The organism is Nostoc sp. UIC 10607, from assembly GCF_047228265.1.
Taxonomy (GTDB): domain Bacteria; phylum Cyanobacteriota; class Cyanobacteriia; order Cyanobacteriales; family Nostocaceae; genus Nostoc; species Nostoc foliaceum_A.
Genome location: NZ_JBIQNW010000027.1, coordinates 70,472 through 86,437 on the forward strand (window position 1 = coordinate 70,472; position 15,966 = coordinate 86,437).

A 15,966-nucleotide genomic window follows, 5' to 3' on the forward strand; every position below is an offset into this window, starting at 1 on the left:
ATTCCATCAAGGCAATTTTAATCAGAATTTTGTTCCCCCAGCCATCTGGAATCTTTGTAAATCGTTACTCAATAGTCGGTATTTGTTTTCTGATAAACTTCTGATTCTGTCGGATGAGATTGTGCTTGATAAGTTAAATATTTTTCGGATTAGGGTGAGACTGCTAGATTTAGATGGGTTTGAAGCGCCTTGCTTATTAGTGACCATAGAAAACCAATATGAGTCTGTAAAAAATGCAGCACTCACTGAAGTTAAAAAATTTGACTTGACACCGCGAGAATCTGAAATTTGGTTTCTCTATAGAAGCAACTACAGCTACAAAGAAATAGCGACTAAGCTTTACATCACCATAAACACCGTGAAGAAGCACATGAAAAATATTCACACCAAGCGACAAGCAAACATGTCCTATAATTGAATGGTAGTATCGCATTTTTGAAGGGCTTTTGCCCCCCTTAAAAAGCTATCCATTATAAACATCTTTCTGTTAAGAAAGATGGACAAAAACGAGAAGTTGTGTATTGTCTATACAAAGAGCCAGAAGCATAGCAAAGTTAACAATGGAATAATGGATCACACAAGAACTAGAAAGAACGGAATTAGGTGATGCAAGAAGAACCAAGCGGTTGATCAAAATAGTCGAAAATCTAAGTGCTAAACCAGAAGCGAGTATTCCACAAGCCAGTGGGATATGGGCAGAAACTAAAGCCACCTATGACTTCTGGGATTCACCATACATCAAACCATCGATGATTAGACTGAGATAGTTATGAGAAAGTCACACTTTTTCAAACTTTCTTACTTCTGACACCCATTTTCTCCAGTCACTGGTACTTTTTCCCCTTCCTTCCTCCTACATAACTACTCGCTTTTGTCAACCTTTCTGTTAAGAAAGATGTTTATAATGGATAGCTTTATAAGGGGGGATTAAGGGGGGTAGTAATTCGATTAAAATCACAACATACCACTTTTCAAACATCCTCTCAGAACAAAATGTTGGTGGTTGAGAACTTTCTCCCTAACTCCATGTTAAGAATTAATTAACAAATATTGTCTTGAGCAAAAAACAGTCATTATAAAATACTGGGAAAATTTCCAGATTTCCTGGTGTTTTAGCTTTGTTGGTGACTTGACGATGAAGGCAATTATATTAGCTGCTGGCGTTGGACAACGCTTAGGTAAAGACGGGCAAATCCAACCCAAATGCTTACTGAAATTTAACGGTAAATCTCTATTAGAGCGCCATTTGAACTATCTTCGTCATTGCCACATTGACGAAGTGGTAATTGCTGTAGGTTACCAAGCTGAAAAAATTCAGGAGGAAATCAAAGCATTGGGAGCCGAAAATTGGGTTAGTACAGTCTATAATCCTGACTACACTAAAGGTAGTGTCATTAGTCTTTGGACTTTACGTCAACAGCTAGTTGCTGGCGGTGACATATTATTAATGGATGCAGATGTTTTATACGATCGCAGCATCATCGAACAACTGATAAAGACAAATGTCTCCAACTGCTTCTTGCTGGATCGGGATTTTGAACCTGGGGATGAACCCGTGAAGCTTTGTGTCAGAGATAATTATCTAGTCGAGTTTCGCAAACAAGTAGCTCTTGGTTTGACTTATGATTTTGCAGGCGAATCAGTAGGATTCTTTCGTTTTGAAAGTGCTGTTGCTCACCGTCTTGCTACTCGCACAGAACAGTATGTTGCTGATGGACTGGATGATGAACCTTATGAAGAAGTAATTCGGGATCTGCTGTTAGAAACTCCAGCAACATTTGGCTACGAAGACATCACTGGGTTACCTTGGCTCGAAATTGATTTTCCCCAGGATATTCAACGTGCCCAAAACGATATTTTACCTCAGATAGAAGTCGCAGAAAATGTCTGAAAATATCTTCAATTATTATATAGGTTGAGAAAAGCAGAATAGATGCATCAAATATTTGCACCCATTGATACCGCTGCAAAATTAAATAAGTGTGCCCAATTGCGGCTATTACTAGAATCGCCTCAACTCGACTTCATTATGGAAGCTCACAATGGGATTAGCGCCCGCATTGTGGAAGAGGCTGGATTTAAAGGAATTTGGGCGAGTGGACTAGCCCTTTCGGCTCAATATGGCGTTCGAGATAATAATGAAGCCAGTTGGACTCAAGTTGTGGAAATGCTAGAGTTCATGTCTGATGTCACCAACATCCCCATTTTATTAGATGGAGATACCGGTTATGGCAACTTTAATAATATGCGCCGCCTGGTCAAAAAGTTAGAACAGCGAGGTATTGCTGGAGTCTGTATTGAAGATAAACTTTTTCCCAAAACTAATAGCTTTATCAACGGTAGTCGCCAAGCTTTGGCTGATATTGATGAATTCTGCGGCAAAATTAAGGCAGGTAAGGATAGTCAGACAGACCCAGATTTCTGTATCGTCGCCCGACTCGAAGCTTTGATAGCTGGGTGGGATCTTTCGGAGGCAATGCGCCGAGCTGAAGCTTATCATGCCGCAGGAGCAACCGCAATCTTGATTCACAGTAAATCATCGCGTCCCGACCAAGTGCTAGCCTTTGCCAAAGAGTGGGCGGGTCGTTCCCCGTTAGTGATTATACCGACTAAATATTACAGCACTGCCACCAATGTGTTTCGCAAAGCCGAAGTTAATTTGGTCATCTGGGCAAATCACATGATTCGAGCTGCTGTTGCTAGTATGCAAGCGATCGCACGCGAAGTTAAAGCCAGCGAAACTTTAATCAACATTGAAGATGATATTGCTCCCGTAAAGGAAATTTTCCGGCTACAGGGCGCGGATGAACTGTTAGAAGCTGAAAAACGCTACTTTAGCAATGGACGACAACATACTCAAGCGATCGTTTTGGCTGCTAGCAGAGGACAAGAATTAGCAGGATTGACGCAAGATAAACCCAAAGTGATGTTACCCCTTGGAGGTAAACCACTGCTCAGGTTGTTGGTGGACAAATTCAAAAAACTTGCCATCAATGATATTACCGTTGTCGCAGGTTACAAAGCAGAAACTATAGATGTTGTGGGAACTAAAGTCATCCGCAACCCTGATTATGAAACAACGGGAGAATTAGCATCCTTAGCCTGCGCTCAAAACAGTTTCGGCGACGAGATGCTAGTGCTTTATGGGGATTTACTATTTAGAAGCTACATTCTGCGCGATTTATTAGAATGTCCCGGAGAAATTGTGGCTGTGGTTGATTCTGTGGCGAACAGCAAGTCTGTTAGCGGTTCACCTGACTACGCCTATTGCTCAATTCCAGATGACCTTTCTTTGTTTGGACAGGATGTCAACCTGTTGAACGTTTCTAAAACAACACAAACGCAATTGGGTAAATCTAGCGGCCGCTGGATTGGGATGCTGCGCTTGCGGAGTCAAGGTAGACAGTGGCTAAGTGAAGCACTCAATGAGTTGCAAAAACGGCCGGAATTCAACAGTTTGGGTTTGCCAGAATTATGTAATTATTTAATCGAGCAAGGAAAACCGATCAAGGTGCTTTATATTCGCGGTAATTGGTTAGATGTTAATTCTTTAGATGATCTTGACCTTGCTTTTCAATTAAAACAATAGGGGATTGGGGATTGGGAATTGGGGATTGGAATTGTAAGGTTGAAGTTTTGAGTTCTGAGGCTGAAGTTCCGAGTTCTGAGGCTGAAGTTCCGAGTTCTGAGGTCGGAGTTCCGAGTTCTGAGGTTGAAGTTTTGAGTTCAGAGGTCGGAGTTTCGAGTTCTGAGGTTGAAGTTTTGAGTTCTGAGGTTGAAGTTCCGAGTTCTGAGGTTGAAGTTTTGAGTTCTGAGGTTAAAGTTCCGAGTTCAAAGGTCGAAGTTCCGAGTTCAGAGGTCGAAGTAATAATCTTTCTTCTCAATCTCCCAGTAGAGACGCGATTAATCGCGTCTCTATCTCAAAAATTACTGTAAATTTTTAATTATGATTCAGGCAGAGGAATTTGTAGAAGCTGCGCGTAATTTTGGCTTTGGGTGGTACACTGGCGTACCCTGTTCTTTTCTCACGCCCTTTATTAACTACGTCATCAATGACGTTCAACTTAGATATATCTCCGCAGCCAATGAGGGGGATGCTGTAGCGATCGCAGCCGGAGCCGCAATTGCTGGTAAACCAGCCGTGGTGATGATGCAAAACTCTGGGTTGGGGAATGCAGTTAACCCGCTAACCTCCCTCACTTACATCTTTCAGATTCCGTTGCTGCTGATTTGTACCTTACGAGGCGATCGCCATTTACAAGATGAACCGCAACATGAATTAATGGGACAAATCACAGATAAATTGCTGGAAACTATGACTGTACCTTGGGAATTTTTTCCCACAGACGTAGCAGAAATAGAACCAGTTCTGAAAAGAGCCACAGCTTATATGCAACAGGAGCGCCGACCTTATGCTCTAATTATGCGTAAAGGAACAATTGCCCCCCATGCACTCACTCGTTCTTCTATGCCCGAACGAGAAAATAGTAGTATTTCTCATATTCAGCAAAGCTTTTTTCGGGATAACAAAAAGCAACGCATTTCTCGCAGCGAAGCATTAGCTCGGATTGTGGAACTCATTGATGCAGAAAACACAGTAATAATTGCCACTACCGGATACACGGGACGCGAACTCTTTGCTAGCAAAGACAGCGCCAATCATCTTTATATGGTTGGGTCGATGGGCTGCGCTTCTTCAATGGGGTTGGGACTATCTTTAGCACGTCCAGACCTCAATGTAGTAGTGATTGATGGTGATGGGGCAGCACTGATGCGAATGGGTAATTTTGCTACCATCGGCACTTATGGCGGTGCTAACTTGATTCATATTCTCTTAGATAATGAAGTCCACGATTCCACAGGCGCACAAGCTACCGTTTCTGCGGGTATCTCCTTTGCCAAAATTGCCGAAGCCTGCGGTTACGGCGTTACATTAGCCGGAGATGACCCTTCGCTTTTAAATACATTATTTACCGCAGATGCTAACACTAGACCTAAATTCGCTCATTTAAAAATCCGTCCAGGAACTTTAGAAAAGCTACCCAGACCCAACCTTACGCCAGAAGCAGTTTTACAACGCTTTATGAAACACATTGGTAATTCGTAATTCGTAATTCGTAATTCGTAATTAATAAATTCAAAATACCAACTCTTCATTTATTAACGACCAATGACCAATGACCAATGACTAACGACAAAATGATTTTACTAAATCCCGGCCCCGTCAATTTGAGCGATCGCGTCAGAAATGCCCTGTTGCGTCCCGATTTGTGTCATCGTGAGGTGGAATTTTCCCAACTTCAAAGCAGAATCCGCGAACAATTACTTCAAGTTTATGGTCTTGGAAGCGCTCGCTGGGCAGCAGTTCTCCTCACTGGTTCTGGTACCGCAGCAATGGAAGCGATGATCAGCAGTTTAGTTCCAAGCGATGGGAAATTGCTGGTCATTGAAAACGGTGTATATGGCGAACGACTATCCAAAATTGCCAAAATCCACGGCATTAATTACATCACACTTTCCCATGCTTGGGATGCCGAAATAGATATCAACGCTCTAGTCAAACTTTTAGATGAAAACGCCGACATCACCCACCTTGCTGTCGTCCATCACGAAACTACTACTGGTCGCCTAAATAATTTGCTGGAACTTGCGCCAATTTGTCAAGAACGCAGCATCAAACTATTAGTGGATGGAGTCAGCAGTTTTGGTGCTGAGGAACTAAATTTTGCAGATTGGGGAATCACGGCTTGCGCTGCGACAGCCAATAAATGTCTGCATGGTGTCCCCGGAACGTCCTTTGTCATCCTGCAACGGGATGCACTGCCGTCAGTAGACACAATCCCCCGCACCTTATATTTAGATTTAGGAACCTATTGCCAGCAGCAAGACCGAGGCGGTACACCTTTTACGCAATCAGTACAGACATTTTATGCCTTAACAGAAGCTTTGCAAGAAATGGCAGAAGCAGGGGGTTGGCGTGCTAGACACAGCCATTACAGCCAACTTGCCAGCTTAGTCAGAGACGGGTTAGCCTCAATCGGAATTAAACCCTTACTTCCTCTTGGCAGCTCATCCGTTGTCTTAAATGCCTACTACTTGCCAGATGGTTTCAGATATGAAGAATTTCACGACCAACTGAAAGCACAAGACTATATAATTTATTCTGGACAGGGAAATTTAGCTCAATCTATTTTCCGAGTATCGACAATGGGAGCTATTACCCACGCTGACATGGAACGCTTTGTTGGTGTAGTTAAACAAATAATTCGTAATTAATAATATTCTCTCGTTCCCATGCTTTGCATGGGAATGGCTGATTAGGGGCAGCAGCCCCCAGCAGGGTAAGAGAAGGCATCGCTTGTTTTTGATCCAACCTGACAAAATCGCGTTGCTTCCCATTTCATGCTATTTTGTCGAATTCAATATGGAGGTACTTCACTGTGCGCATGAGTATGTTCGGCAAGTACTGGTAATTTTCTTGTGCCAAGCGGATGTTCTTAAGCCGTAGCAGTAAACGCTCATAGGCGATCTGCATTTCCTTACGAGCAAGCATAGCGCCCAAACAAAAATGAATGCCATAACCAAAAGATAGGTGGTTGCTGGCATTATGGCGGCATACATCGAAACGCTCACCTTCAGGAAATTTTATGGGGTCGCGGTTAGCAGCATCGAAACGGATCATCACCAAAGACCCAGCTTTGAGAGCAACGTCTCCTAGTTTTGTATCTTGCATCACAACTCGCCACATTCCCGCTGTCGGACTTTCCATTCGTAGAACTTCTTCAACAAAGTTCTCTAGCTGGGAAATATCTGTTTGTAGCAACTTCATTTGCTCTTGATTGTTTGTCAGCAATAACATCCCACCCGCGAGTGCACTGGTGACAGTCTCATTGCCTGCCACTAATATTTGCTGAACTATACTTAGTAATTCAGCAGTGTCGAGCGATCGCTCTCCAGCCACCTTTGCTTGTACCAAGTCAGTAATCAAATCATCTTGAGGCTGTTTTTGGCGTGAGTCTATGACATCATGAAAATAGTGCTGGAAAGCAACAACATCTTTAGCACACTCGATCTCCTGGTCTCTAGAAAGTGTGTGACCTAGGCGTGCAATAAAAGAATCAGACCATTGCTTGAACTTCGGCAAATCTGCTTGCGGCACACCTAACTGTTGAGCAATAACTTTGATCGGTAAGGGTACGGCAAACTCACTCACGAATTCACACTTGCCGTGCTCAATGAAACTGTCAATAAGTTCATCAACAATCTGCTCAATCAAGTCACGCATTTTGTTGACACGCGACGAGGTGAACGCCTTATTCACCAGCGAGCGAAATCGCTCGTGTTCTGGCGGATCTGCCGTGAGTAGGGTGTTCATCTGAGGCCAGCCTTGAGCAGAAATTTTCTGCAACTCATCATCCTGTTCTCCTTTGCCAGCCAGTAAAGTAGAGAAATTGCTAGAGAATACTTTTGTATCCTTAAGAATTTCTATCACCAAGTCATAGCGGGTAACGAGAAAGAGTTTGGTGTCAGGTCTGGGACTAGGTAGCTCCATAATTGGTGCTTGCTCTTGTGCCAGTTTGTAGAATTCATAAGGACACACAAGCAGTTCTGGGTCAAAGAAGTTGTAGTCCGACAGATGCTTCATGCTTCTACTGGTGGTCAATGATGGTTTGCTTTGAGTAATTATGCAGTCAATATCATCTTAACAAGATACTCACCGTTCGCTGTCGTAAAGCGCCCTGCCTTTGGTTATGCCGAAACTAATGCGCGACGGATCAAAGAAAAGATTCTCCAGAAGAGCACAAAGTCATTCATGCAACAATGACCCTTCAAACGCCTATGAAAAAGGATTAGCTTCTGTCACCACTTCTGGTAGTGGAATAAACTCTGTTTCATCTGGCACGGTAGCAAAGCGGGAGTTGCGCCAATCAGCTTTAGCTTGCTCTATTCGTTCTGGTCGGCTAGAGACAAAATTCCACCATTTGTAGCGTGTACCTAACGGCTCACCGCCAATAACAATACATCGAGCAGGGGCAGTAGCAGAAACGCTGATCTGATCACCTGGCTCTAGAATAGCGAGACGATATTGCTCTATCGGTTCATCATTAATCCTCAATCCCTCTGTGACACTATATACTGCCCTTTCTGAATAATCAGTAGGGATAGTGAAGTGGGCATTGGCAGATAACACCCCATCTAAATAGAGGATAGGTGAGAAAAAATCTACAGGTGAGGTATAGCCAAATATTTGCCCAGCAATAAGTTTGATGACAACGCCATTCTCTTCCCAAGTGGGAAGGGTTTCAGCAGGATAGTGAATGAACTTTGGATCGGTTTCTTCGTTTTCAACAGGTAGGGCGACCCAGGTTTGAATGCCATGAATAGTAGTTTCTTTGTGACGGTCAGAGTCAGGTGAGCGTTCTGAATGTACAATCCCCTTTCCTGCTGTCATCCAGTTCACTGCACCTGGTTTGATTTCCTGCACAGTACCCAAACTATCCCGATGCATCAAAGCACCATCAAATAAATAAGTTACCGTTGCAAGATTGATATGAGGATGTGGTCGGACATCGATGCCTTGATTGGGGGGCATAACGGACGGCCCAAGATGATCAAAAAAGATAAACGGCCCAACCATTTGGCGATTAGGATATGGCAAACTGCGGCGGGCAAAAGACCCACCCAGATTTTTAATTTCGGGTTCAATCAGTTGAAGGATTGCCATAAATCATAGAGGGTGATTGGTAAATGCTGGAATCATTATAAGTATATCTACTGCCAAACAAGTTAACCTTTATGAGTTATCTGTTTAAATCAAAGACTCTTTGTGTAATTAATGTATTTTGCGATCGCGGTAGTCTGGAAGTAGGAAAAAGAGCCGATGCGATCGTACCCCCCTTGAGTGCAACTATCTGCCGAGGTTATCGTGTTGCTTAAGTTAAAAATATTAGACCTCTTGCAAAAGTGCTTTTTGCACTCTTGGGGAAAAGGTTAAAGGTTAAAGGGGAAGGGGACAATACAGAACCTTTTCCCCTTCCCCCTTTCCCTTTTCCCGACTTATGCAATAAGTCTATTACATATAAATGTAAATGAATTGTAAACTTCTTTGCTTATTTTCTTCTCTTCGTTCACGCAACGCGTTGGCAAAAGCCGATGCACCAGAAGGCGGTTAGATAATTTTTATAACTCAAATAAGATTGCTATAGCTATTTGTTTAGAATTTAGCTGTTCTTCTATATTTGCAGATATATATCAAGATAAACGCTTTGAATGCTTGTATATATCAATAAATATATTCCTTATATAGGCTAGTTTAAATATTAATTTATACCTTGTTTTCTTTAACAAAAAACTCCATGATTGATAGAGAAAGCACATAGTTAGAGGTTATACAAATTCTGCATGAAGATACATAAACATAGACGCAGAGCAGCTTGCCGCAGGCTACTGCAATCGCGCAGCGTGTCGCAAGTACACAAATAAGGAATTAAATAAAAAGTCAATCAAATTTGGTGCAGTCTTAAAAATAAATGGTATTAGCTAATAATAATGCCAATATATTTCATTGATTTTCTGTTATTTCTAATAAAATATCTGATATACATCTGAACTTTATTTATGTCGGAGTTCAACTAATTAAATGCTAGAAGGATGGATTCAAATTGTATTAACGCTATTAATTGTAGTAGTGTTAACTCCATTTTTTGGGCGCTACATGGCGCGTGTCTACCTAGAGCAAAGTACTTTTCTCGACCCAATTTTGAATCCGGTTGAGCGAGTGCTTTATGCCTTGGTTGGCGTTAAAAGCAAAGAAAATATGACGGGCTGGCAGTATGGGCGGGCAATCCTATACAGCAACTTAGCAATGGGGTTGCTGATTTTCTTGATCATTATGAATCAGGGATGGTTGCCCCTCAATCCGGCGGGGATAAATGCCCCAACTTGGGACACAGTGCTGCATACTACCATTTCCTTTATTACTAATACCAACCAGCAGCATTATTCTGGTGAAACTTACATGAGCTATGGTAGCCAAATGTGGGGTCTTGGTTATCATATGTTCACCTCTGCTGCGACTGGTTTAGCGGTGGGGATTGCTTTTATTCGGGGATTAACGGGTAGATCGTTGGGCAACTTTTATGTAGACCTAATTCGCTCGATTACCCGAATTTTGCTGCCTATTTGTATTGTGGGCGCGATCGCCTTGATGGCATCTGGCGTTCCCGAAACACTGGCGGGTGCAGTTGTATTCCCCATCTTGGAAGATCCAAATCTTAGTCAGGCGATCGCTCGTGGCCCTGTTGCCCATTTTGAAATTATCAAGCTATTAGGGGAAAACGGCGGCGGCTTTTTCGCCATCAACTCAGCACACCCCTTTGAAAATCCCAACGGATTTTCAAACTTGATTCAGATTGTGGCGATGCTTTCAATTCCCACTTCCCTAATCTACACCTATGGTTTGTTTGCGAATAATATCAAGCAAGCTTGGTTAGTATATGGCATGGTCGGTGTACTTTATGTTGTATTTATCATCGTCACTGCCATTGGTGAATACAACGGTAATCCGGCTGTTAATGCACTTCTAGGTAGTCAGCAGCCGAACCTAGAGGGTAAAGAAGTCCGGTTTGGTTGGGCACAATCTGCATTATTTGCAACGAGTACAACTGGTACTATGTGCGGCGCAGTCAACAGTTTACACGACTCCTTTATGCCCAACGGCGGTTTTATTACCCTTTCCAATATGTTTCTGCAAATTATCTGGGGTGGACAGGGTACAGGAACCGCTTATTTGTTCGCTTACCTGATTCTGGCTGTGTTTGCTACAGGGCTGATGGTGGGGCGCACACCAGAATTTCTCGGACGCAAGATTGAAAAGCGCGAAGTTGTTCTTGCTAGTTTCCTGATTCTGCTAGTTCACCCGATCGCAATTATGATTCCCGCAGGTATCACCTTGGCATTTCCCGATCAACTATCAGGAATTAGCAATCCCGGCTTCCACGGCTTTGCTCAAGTAATTTATGAATACGCCTCCGCTGCTGCTAACAACGGTTCTGGGTTTGAAGGCTTAGGCGATTCACAACCGTCTCCTTTTGCGATGTCTGCGACGGGCTTCGCCAACGCCACAGGTACAGAACCAACTTTAACTGCTTTGTGGTGGAACTTGAGTACCTGCTTCAGTTTACTGGCTGGACGTTATATTCCAGTTTTGGGTTTGCTGTTTTTAGCAGATAGTATGTCTCGTAAGCAAGCTGTTCCCTACACCACTGGTACATTGCGAACCGATACTGGACTATTTATAGGCGTTACCGCAGGCGTGATTTTAATTTTGGGCGCACTTACATTCTTCCCAGTATTAGCATTAGGCCCCATTGGTGAAGCTTTCTTTATTGCCAAAGGTATCGGCTAGGGATTGGGGAGCGGAGGGGCAGGGGAGAGTTAGAACACCATTCATCGACTTTCGGAACACCGTTCATCGACTTCGGAACACCATTCATCGTCCTCGGAACACCATTCATCGTCCTCGGAACACCATTCATCGTCCTCGGAACACCGTTCATCGTCCTTGGAACACCATTCATCGTCCTCGGAACACCGTTCATCGTCCTTGGAACACCATTCATCGACTTCGGAACACCATTCATCGACTTGGGAACACCATTCATCGTCCTCGGAACACCATTTATCGACTTGGGAACACCATTCATCGTCCTCGGAACACCATTCATCGTCCTCATCGTTCCATGCCCAATGCCCAATGCCCCATTCCCAAGATTTAATGTATGCCAATTACTACTGATTCTCCCTCCCCTCGTATTCCATCTGGAACTCGTGACTCGCGCAAACACACCCCCAAAACAGATATGCGGGGGCTTTACCAGAGAGCAATTCGTGAGTCATTTGTCAAGCTCGATCCGCGAATTACTGTCAGAAACCCAGTTATGTTTGTTGTTTGGGTGGGCACAATTGTCACCTTCCTTGTTACCCTTAACCCAAATCTATTTGGCACAATCCAGGCAGATGCCAACCAACAACGCCTGTTAAACGGGTTGATTGCCTTCATTCTCTTTTTCACACTCGTTTTTGCAAATTTTGCCGAAGCTGTAGCTGAAGGACGCGGTAAAGCACAGGCTGATTCACTGCGATTGACGCGATCGGATACGATCGCTAATAAAATCCTCCCAGATGGTTCGATAGAAAAAGTCAATTCTACCGAACTGCGACGGGGGGATTTGGTAAAAGTGATTGCAAATAATATGATTCCCGCCGATGGAGATGTAATTAAAGGCATCGGCTCAGTAGATGAGTCTGCAATCACTGGGGAATCTGCCCCAGTGCTGAAGCAACCAGGTACAGATATTGCCAGTTCGGTGACAGGCGGTACACGCCTACTATCAGACGAATTGACAATTCGTATTAGTGCTGACCCTGGTCAAGGCTTTATCGATCGCATGATTTCCCTGGTTGAAGGGGCAGAACGCAGCAAGACTCCCAACGAGATTGCTTTGACGGTATTGTTGGCAGTGTTAACGCAGGTATTCCTGATTGTAGTGGCGACAATGCCCCCATTTGTTGGCTACATCGCCAGCTTTATCAGCACGGCCTTTGGGGCTGAGGCGGCAAACAGTTTGCGGGCGGGTGCTAGCGTTGCTATCCTCATCTCGCTACTGGTAGCTTTAATTCCTACAACTATCGGTGGTTTGCTCAGTGCGATCGGTATTGCAGGGATGGATAGAGTTGCCCAGTTTAACGTCATTGCTACCTCTGGTCGAGCAGTAGAAGCCTGCGGTGACATCAATACCCTGGTGCTGGATAAGACAGGCACAATCACCTTGGGTAATCGGATGGCTGACGAGTTTATTCCTTTGAATAATCACTCAATCAAAGATGTGGCGCAAGTTTCCCTTGCTGCTAGCTTGTTTGATGAAACGCCAGAAGGCAAGTCAATTGTGATATTGGCAGAAAAGTCCCAAGCTGCGGTAGACTTTAATATCGACAAAGCCGAGGGTGTGGAATTTTCCGCAAAAACCCGGATGAGTGGCACAAATCTACCCGATGGCAAACAAATTCGCAAAGGAGCAGTGGATGCCATTAAAGGATTTGTCCGTTCCCGTGGTGGCGACGTTCCTGATGATATAGACGCAGCTTATGAGCGAGTTTCCCGATTAGGGGGTACACCCTTAGCTGTTTGCCAAGATGACAATATTTATGGTGTCATTTACCTCAAAGATATTGTGAAACCTGGACTGCGAGAAAGGTTTGACCAACTCCGCCGTATGGGTGTTAAGACTATTATGCTCACAGGTGACAACCGAATTACCGCTTCGGTAATTGCCCAAGAAGCTGGGGTTGATGATTTCATTGCCGAAGCGACTCCAGAAGACAAAATTGAGGTGATTCGTTCTGAACAATCTCAGGGTAAATTGGTGGCAATGACCGGAGATGGTACTAACGATGCACCTGCTTTGGCTCAAGCAAATGTCGGTGTGGCGATGAACTCTGGGACGCAAGCTGCCAAAGAAGCTGCCAACATGGTGGACTTAGACTCTGACCCCACGAAGTTAATTGACTTAGTAACCATAGGTAAACAGTTGCTAATTACCCGTGGAGCATTGACAACGTTCTCCATCGCTAACGATATTGCCAAGTATTTTGCCATCATTCCCACTATCTTTGCAGCGGCTGGAATCGGCGCACTTAATATTATGGGATTAAAGAGTGCTCAATCTGCGATCGTCTCGGCGCTGATTTACAATGCTTTAATTATTCCGGCATTAATTCCGCTAGCACTCAAAGGGGTAAAGTTTTTACCTTTAACAGCAGATCAACTGTTACGTCGCAACATCTTCATCTATGGCGTTGGTGGTATCATAGCTCCCTTCATTGCCATCAAACTGATAGATATCATCTTACCTTTGTCTTAATTTACTATGAAACCCGTTAATATCCGCCGCGCGCTCGCTGCATCTCAAGTATTAGAAGAAATAACTGAAATCTGGTGTCAATGGCGTAGACAAAAGCTACCACTGTATTTGTTCTTGGCGATGTGTTTCAACCTAGTGGTTGCACCTCTAGTTTATGCGGCTACTGGTGAACAGCTTTCCCGCAGTCAATCTTGGGGATTGGGGCTGTTAGGACTGGTGACGCTAGGGCTTTCCATCTATTTATTTTTTGTAATGTTTGTACCGGAGAAATTCTAATGAGTTTTGCACGCGAAGCTAGCAGGGCTATTCGTTCTACCCTGGTACTCTGGGTTATTGCAGCGATTATTTATCCTTTTGGGATGATTGCCATTGGGCAGATTGTGTTTCCGTTTCAAGCAAACGGTAGTTTACTAACAAATAGCACAGGTCAAGTTGTCGGTTCTGCTTTGATTGGTCAACCTTTTAGTAGCGATCGCTATTTTAACAGCCGTCCCAGTACCACCAGTTACAGCACAGCCGACCCCAAAAAGGACGATGCGGGAGTTTTGAAAACCGGGGTTTCTGGTGCTAGTAACTTGGCTCCTAGTAATCCCGCATTACTGGAACGCATCAAAGGTAAAAATGACCCCGACCCCAGCAAAAAGGTTGAAGGTGACTTCAATCGTTTGAAAACAGCAGGTGTACAGCCGACTGCTGATCTAGTCTACACCTCTGGTTCCAGCCTTGATCCCCACATCACACCCAAAGCTGCGATCGCTCAAATTGCACGAGTAGCCAAGGCGCGAGGAGTTCACCCCCCCCAACTGGAAACTTTGATTGCCCAAAATACCGATGGTCGTTTTCTTGGCATCTTTGGTGAGCCTGGAGTTAATGTATTGAAGCTGAATCTAGCTCTGGATAAGATCAAAGGATAAAGGCATAGGCTATTTCTGTTACAGCCTAATTATGAAGATAAAAATAGCTTTATTTACCCTCGCGATCGCTACTAAGGTCAAGTTAAACCAAAAAACTTAGTATTTAATGCCAACCTCCAAGAATTTACTCAAAAAGTTAGTGAACATCTGTGCGCCCTTACCAAATAAGGCGCTCACCCCATTTTTCTAATGTCTTAGTACTAACTCCTGGAACTCTTTCCAAGTCTTGTAAAGATGTAAATTTTTGCTGTTGACGGCTAATAATTATCCGCTGTGCTAACTTCTTGCCCACGCCAGGGAGAGTTGCTAATTCTTCCATACTTGCAGTGTTAATATTTATTTGTTTAATTGCTTGTTGTTCACTTGATGAAGAACTTTTTATCTGGGGACAGCGTGTTTGTTCTAACTTAATTTTCTCTTGAATTCCTGGTGGTAAGCCGGGTTTAACCTTGGTATAAAGACGAGCAAATTCTCGCACATAATGGGCAGCAACAATAGGACTTTCAATTACTACAAGCGTCTCATCATTACCATTATTAGCAGCATCTGACCAATTATGAGAACCTGTAATTACTGTTTGACTATCAATAACACCAAATTTGTGATGTAATAAATCACCCTTGGTTAACACAGGTACACCTACAGTTGTAATTGGATTTTGCCAAGGATGGTTATCAACTTCATATTTACATTTGTTACTAAGAGCAACCCCCATCATATCCAATGCTTCGCTATAGGGGCGATAGGCAAATTGTGGTTCAATTAAAGCGCGAATTTTCACACTTTGTTGATGGCGTTTTTCTAAAATATTGGCAATCCGCTGTTCGGAAAAGACAAATAATGCCATATCAACAGATTTACTTGCTGAATCTAAAGTTTTGCCAATTAAACCATTACTACTATTACTCCAAGGTTGAGTTGGAGAAGTAGGCGAAAATTGCACAGTGATTTGGGTGCTACCTAAAGTTATTTGTTTAGGTAAACGCATCGGTTTTTGCAAACCAAATTGACTATCTAGCTTACCTCCTGGGCCATCTCCCCACATGATATTAAACCCGGATTTCTCACAAGTGCAAAAAAATTATTGAGATGAGTAAAATTTAGGAAAGGATATTTTATACATTAGTGGA

Annotated in this window: 15 protein-coding genes and 2 pseudogenes; 13 read left to right on the top strand and 4 right to left on the bottom strand. The window is 43.4% G+C overall.

Annotated features, from left to right (window positions below):
- Nucleotides 1-21 precede the first annotated feature (21 nt).
- A complete protein-coding gene (locus ACEYW6_RS21360; protein ID WP_390625464.1) occupies nucleotides 22-207 on the bottom strand; it encodes a DUF2673 domain-containing protein in 186 nt (61 codons plus the stop codon).
- Here ACEYW6_RS21360 and ACEYW6_RS21365 point away from each other — a divergent pair.
- The 7 genes and pseudogenes from ACEYW6_RS21365 (at nucleotide 200) to ACEYW6_RS21395 (ending at nucleotide 6,276) form a co-directional block, all read left to right on the top strand.
- The gene (locus ACEYW6_RS21365) at nucleotides 200-418 is read left to right on the top strand and encodes a helix-turn-helix transcriptional regulator (RefSeq protein ID WP_390666638.1); all 219 of its coding nucleotides are present in this window, start codon (nucleotides 200-202) and stop codon (nucleotides 416-418) included. The two genes, ACEYW6_RS21360 and ACEYW6_RS21365, sit on opposite strands and share 8 nt — an antisense overlap.
- Before the next feature lie 154 nt (nucleotides 419-572).
- A pseudogene (locus ACEYW6_RS21370) lies at nucleotides 573-755 on the top strand (transposase); the annotation flags it as partial.
- Between the two features lie 380 nt (nucleotides 756-1,135).
- A complete protein-coding gene (locus ACEYW6_RS21375; RefSeq protein ID WP_412981317.1) occupies nucleotides 1,136-1,891 on the top strand; it encodes an NTP transferase domain-containing protein in 756 nt (251 codons plus the stop codon).
- A gap of 42 nt (nucleotides 1,892-1,933) precedes the next feature.
- Nucleotides 1,934-3,589: a phosphoenolpyruvate mutase gene (gene aepX, locus ACEYW6_RS21380; RefSeq protein WP_412981318.1), complete on the top strand. Its 1,656-nt coding sequence runs from the start codon at nucleotides 1,934-1,936 to the stop codon at nucleotides 3,587-3,589.
- 11 nt (nucleotides 3,590-3,600) lie between these two features.
- Nucleotides 3,601-3,936 carry a hypothetical protein gene (locus ACEYW6_RS21385; protein WP_412981319.1) on the top strand — a complete coding sequence of 112 codons (336 nt, stop codon included), beginning with the start codon at nucleotides 3,601-3,603 and terminating at the stop codon, nucleotides 3,934-3,936.
- Between the two features lie 10 nt (nucleotides 3,937-3,946).
- A complete protein-coding gene (gene aepY / locus ACEYW6_RS21390) occupies nucleotides 3,947-5,107 on the top strand; it encodes a phosphonopyruvate decarboxylase (protein ID WP_412981320.1) in 1,161 nt (386 codons plus the stop codon).
- A gap of 77 nt (nucleotides 5,108-5,184) precedes the next feature.
- The gene (locus ACEYW6_RS21395; protein ID WP_412981321.1) at nucleotides 5,185-6,276 is read left to right on the top strand and encodes a 2-aminoethylphosphonate aminotransferase; all 1,092 of its coding nucleotides are present in this window, start codon (nucleotides 5,185-5,187) and stop codon (nucleotides 6,274-6,276) included.
- 124 nt (nucleotides 6,277-6,400) lie between these two features.
- On the opposite strand, the gene ACEYW6_RS21400 is transcribed toward ACEYW6_RS21395, so the two are convergent.
- On the bottom strand, nucleotides 6,401-7,645 hold the full coding sequence (locus ACEYW6_RS21400; protein WP_412981322.1) for a cytochrome P450: 1,245 nt from the start codon (nucleotides 7,643-7,645) through the stop codon (nucleotides 6,401-6,403).
- Between the two features lie 192 nt (nucleotides 7,646-7,837).
- A complete protein-coding gene (locus ACEYW6_RS21405) occupies nucleotides 7,838-8,725 on the bottom strand; it encodes a pirin family protein (RefSeq protein ID WP_412981323.1) in 888 nt (295 codons plus the stop codon).
- A 71-nt stretch (nucleotides 8,726-8,796) separates the two neighbouring features.
- Between ACEYW6_RS21405 and ACEYW6_RS21410 the strand changes: the two genes are divergently transcribed.
- From ACEYW6_RS21410 to kdpC, 6 genes are all read left to right on the top strand, one after another.
- A complete protein-coding gene (locus ACEYW6_RS21410) occupies nucleotides 8,797-8,937 on the top strand; it encodes a hypothetical protein (protein ID WP_412981324.1) in 141 nt (46 codons plus the stop codon).
- A 703-nt stretch (nucleotides 8,938-9,640) separates the two neighbouring features.
- The gene (kdpA, locus tag ACEYW6_RS21415) at nucleotides 9,641-11,407 is read left to right on the top strand and encodes a potassium-transporting ATPase subunit KdpA (protein WP_412981325.1); all 1,767 of its coding nucleotides are present in this window, start codon (nucleotides 9,641-9,643) and stop codon (nucleotides 11,405-11,407) included.
- A complete protein-coding gene (locus tag ACEYW6_RS21420; protein ID WP_412981326.1) occupies nucleotides 11,388-11,777 on the top strand; it encodes a hypothetical protein in 390 nt (129 codons plus the stop codon). The genes kdpA and ACEYW6_RS21420 overlap by 20 nt, the downstream gene beginning before the upstream one ends.
- A gap of 3 nt (nucleotides 11,778-11,780) precedes the next feature.
- On the top strand, nucleotides 11,781-13,922 hold the full coding sequence (kdpB, locus tag ACEYW6_RS21425; RefSeq protein WP_412981327.1) for a potassium-transporting ATPase subunit KdpB: 2,142 nt from the start codon (nucleotides 11,781-11,783) through the stop codon (nucleotides 13,920-13,922).
- Between the two features lie 6 nt (nucleotides 13,923-13,928).
- On the top strand, nucleotides 13,929-14,198 hold the full coding sequence (locus ACEYW6_RS21430; protein ID WP_196510092.1) for a potassium-transporting ATPase subunit F: 270 nt from the start codon (nucleotides 13,929-13,931) through the stop codon (nucleotides 14,196-14,198).
- Nucleotides 14,198-14,836: a K(+)-transporting ATPase subunit C gene (kdpC, locus tag ACEYW6_RS21435; protein WP_412981328.1), complete on the top strand. Its 639-nt coding sequence runs from the start codon at nucleotides 14,198-14,200 to the stop codon at nucleotides 14,834-14,836. Before ACEYW6_RS21430 ends, kdpC begins: the two co-directional genes overlap by 1 nt.
- A 157-nt stretch (nucleotides 14,837-14,993) precedes the next feature.
- On the opposite strand, the pseudogene ACEYW6_RS21440 reads toward kdpC, so the two are convergent.
- Nucleotides 14,994-15,890, bottom strand: a pseudogene (locus tag ACEYW6_RS21440) (DUF655 domain-containing protein); the annotation flags it as partial.
- Nucleotides 15,891-15,966: the final 76 nt, after the last annotated feature.

Coding starts and splice junctions, on each gene's coding strand:
- ACEYW6_RS21360 (WP_390625464.1), bottom strand. CDS start 207: ATGGTCACTAATAAGCAAGGCGCTTCAAACCCATCTAAATCTAGCAGT.
- ACEYW6_RS21375 (WP_412981317.1), top strand. CDS start 1,136: ATGAAGGCAATTATATTAGCTGCTGGCGTTGGACAACGCTTAGGTAAA.
- aepX (WP_412981318.1), top strand. CDS start 1,934: ATGCATCAAATATTTGCACCCATTGATACCGCTGCAAAATTAAATAAG.
- aepY (WP_412981320.1), top strand. CDS start 3,947: ATGATTCAGGCAGAGGAATTTGTAGAAGCTGCGCGTAATTTTGGCTTT.
- ACEYW6_RS21395 (WP_412981321.1), top strand. CDS start 5,185: ATGACTAACGACAAAATGATTTTACTAAATCCCGGCCCCGTCAATTTG.
- ACEYW6_RS21400 (WP_412981322.1), bottom strand. CDS start 7,645: ATGAAGCATCTGTCGGACTACAACTTCTTTGACCCAGAACTGCTTGTG.
- ACEYW6_RS21405 (WP_412981323.1), bottom strand. CDS start 8,725: ATGGCAATCCTTCAACTGATTGAACCCGAAATTAAAAATCTGGGTGGG.
- ACEYW6_RS21410 (WP_412981324.1), top strand. CDS start 8,797: ATGAGTTATCTGTTTAAATCAAAGACTCTTTGTGTAATTAATGTATTT.
- kdpA (WP_412981325.1), top strand. CDS start 9,641: ATGCTAGAAGGATGGATTCAAATTGTATTAACGCTATTAATTGTAGTA.
- kdpB (WP_412981327.1), top strand. CDS start 11,781: ATGCCAATTACTACTGATTCTCCCTCCCCTCGTATTCCATCTGGAACT.
- ACEYW6_RS21430 (WP_196510092.1), top strand. CDS start 13,929: ATGAAACCCGTTAATATCCGCCGCGCGCTCGCTGCATCTCAAGTATTA.
- kdpC (WP_412981328.1), top strand. CDS start 14,198: ATGAGTTTTGCACGCGAAGCTAGCAGGGCTATTCGTTCTACCCTGGTA.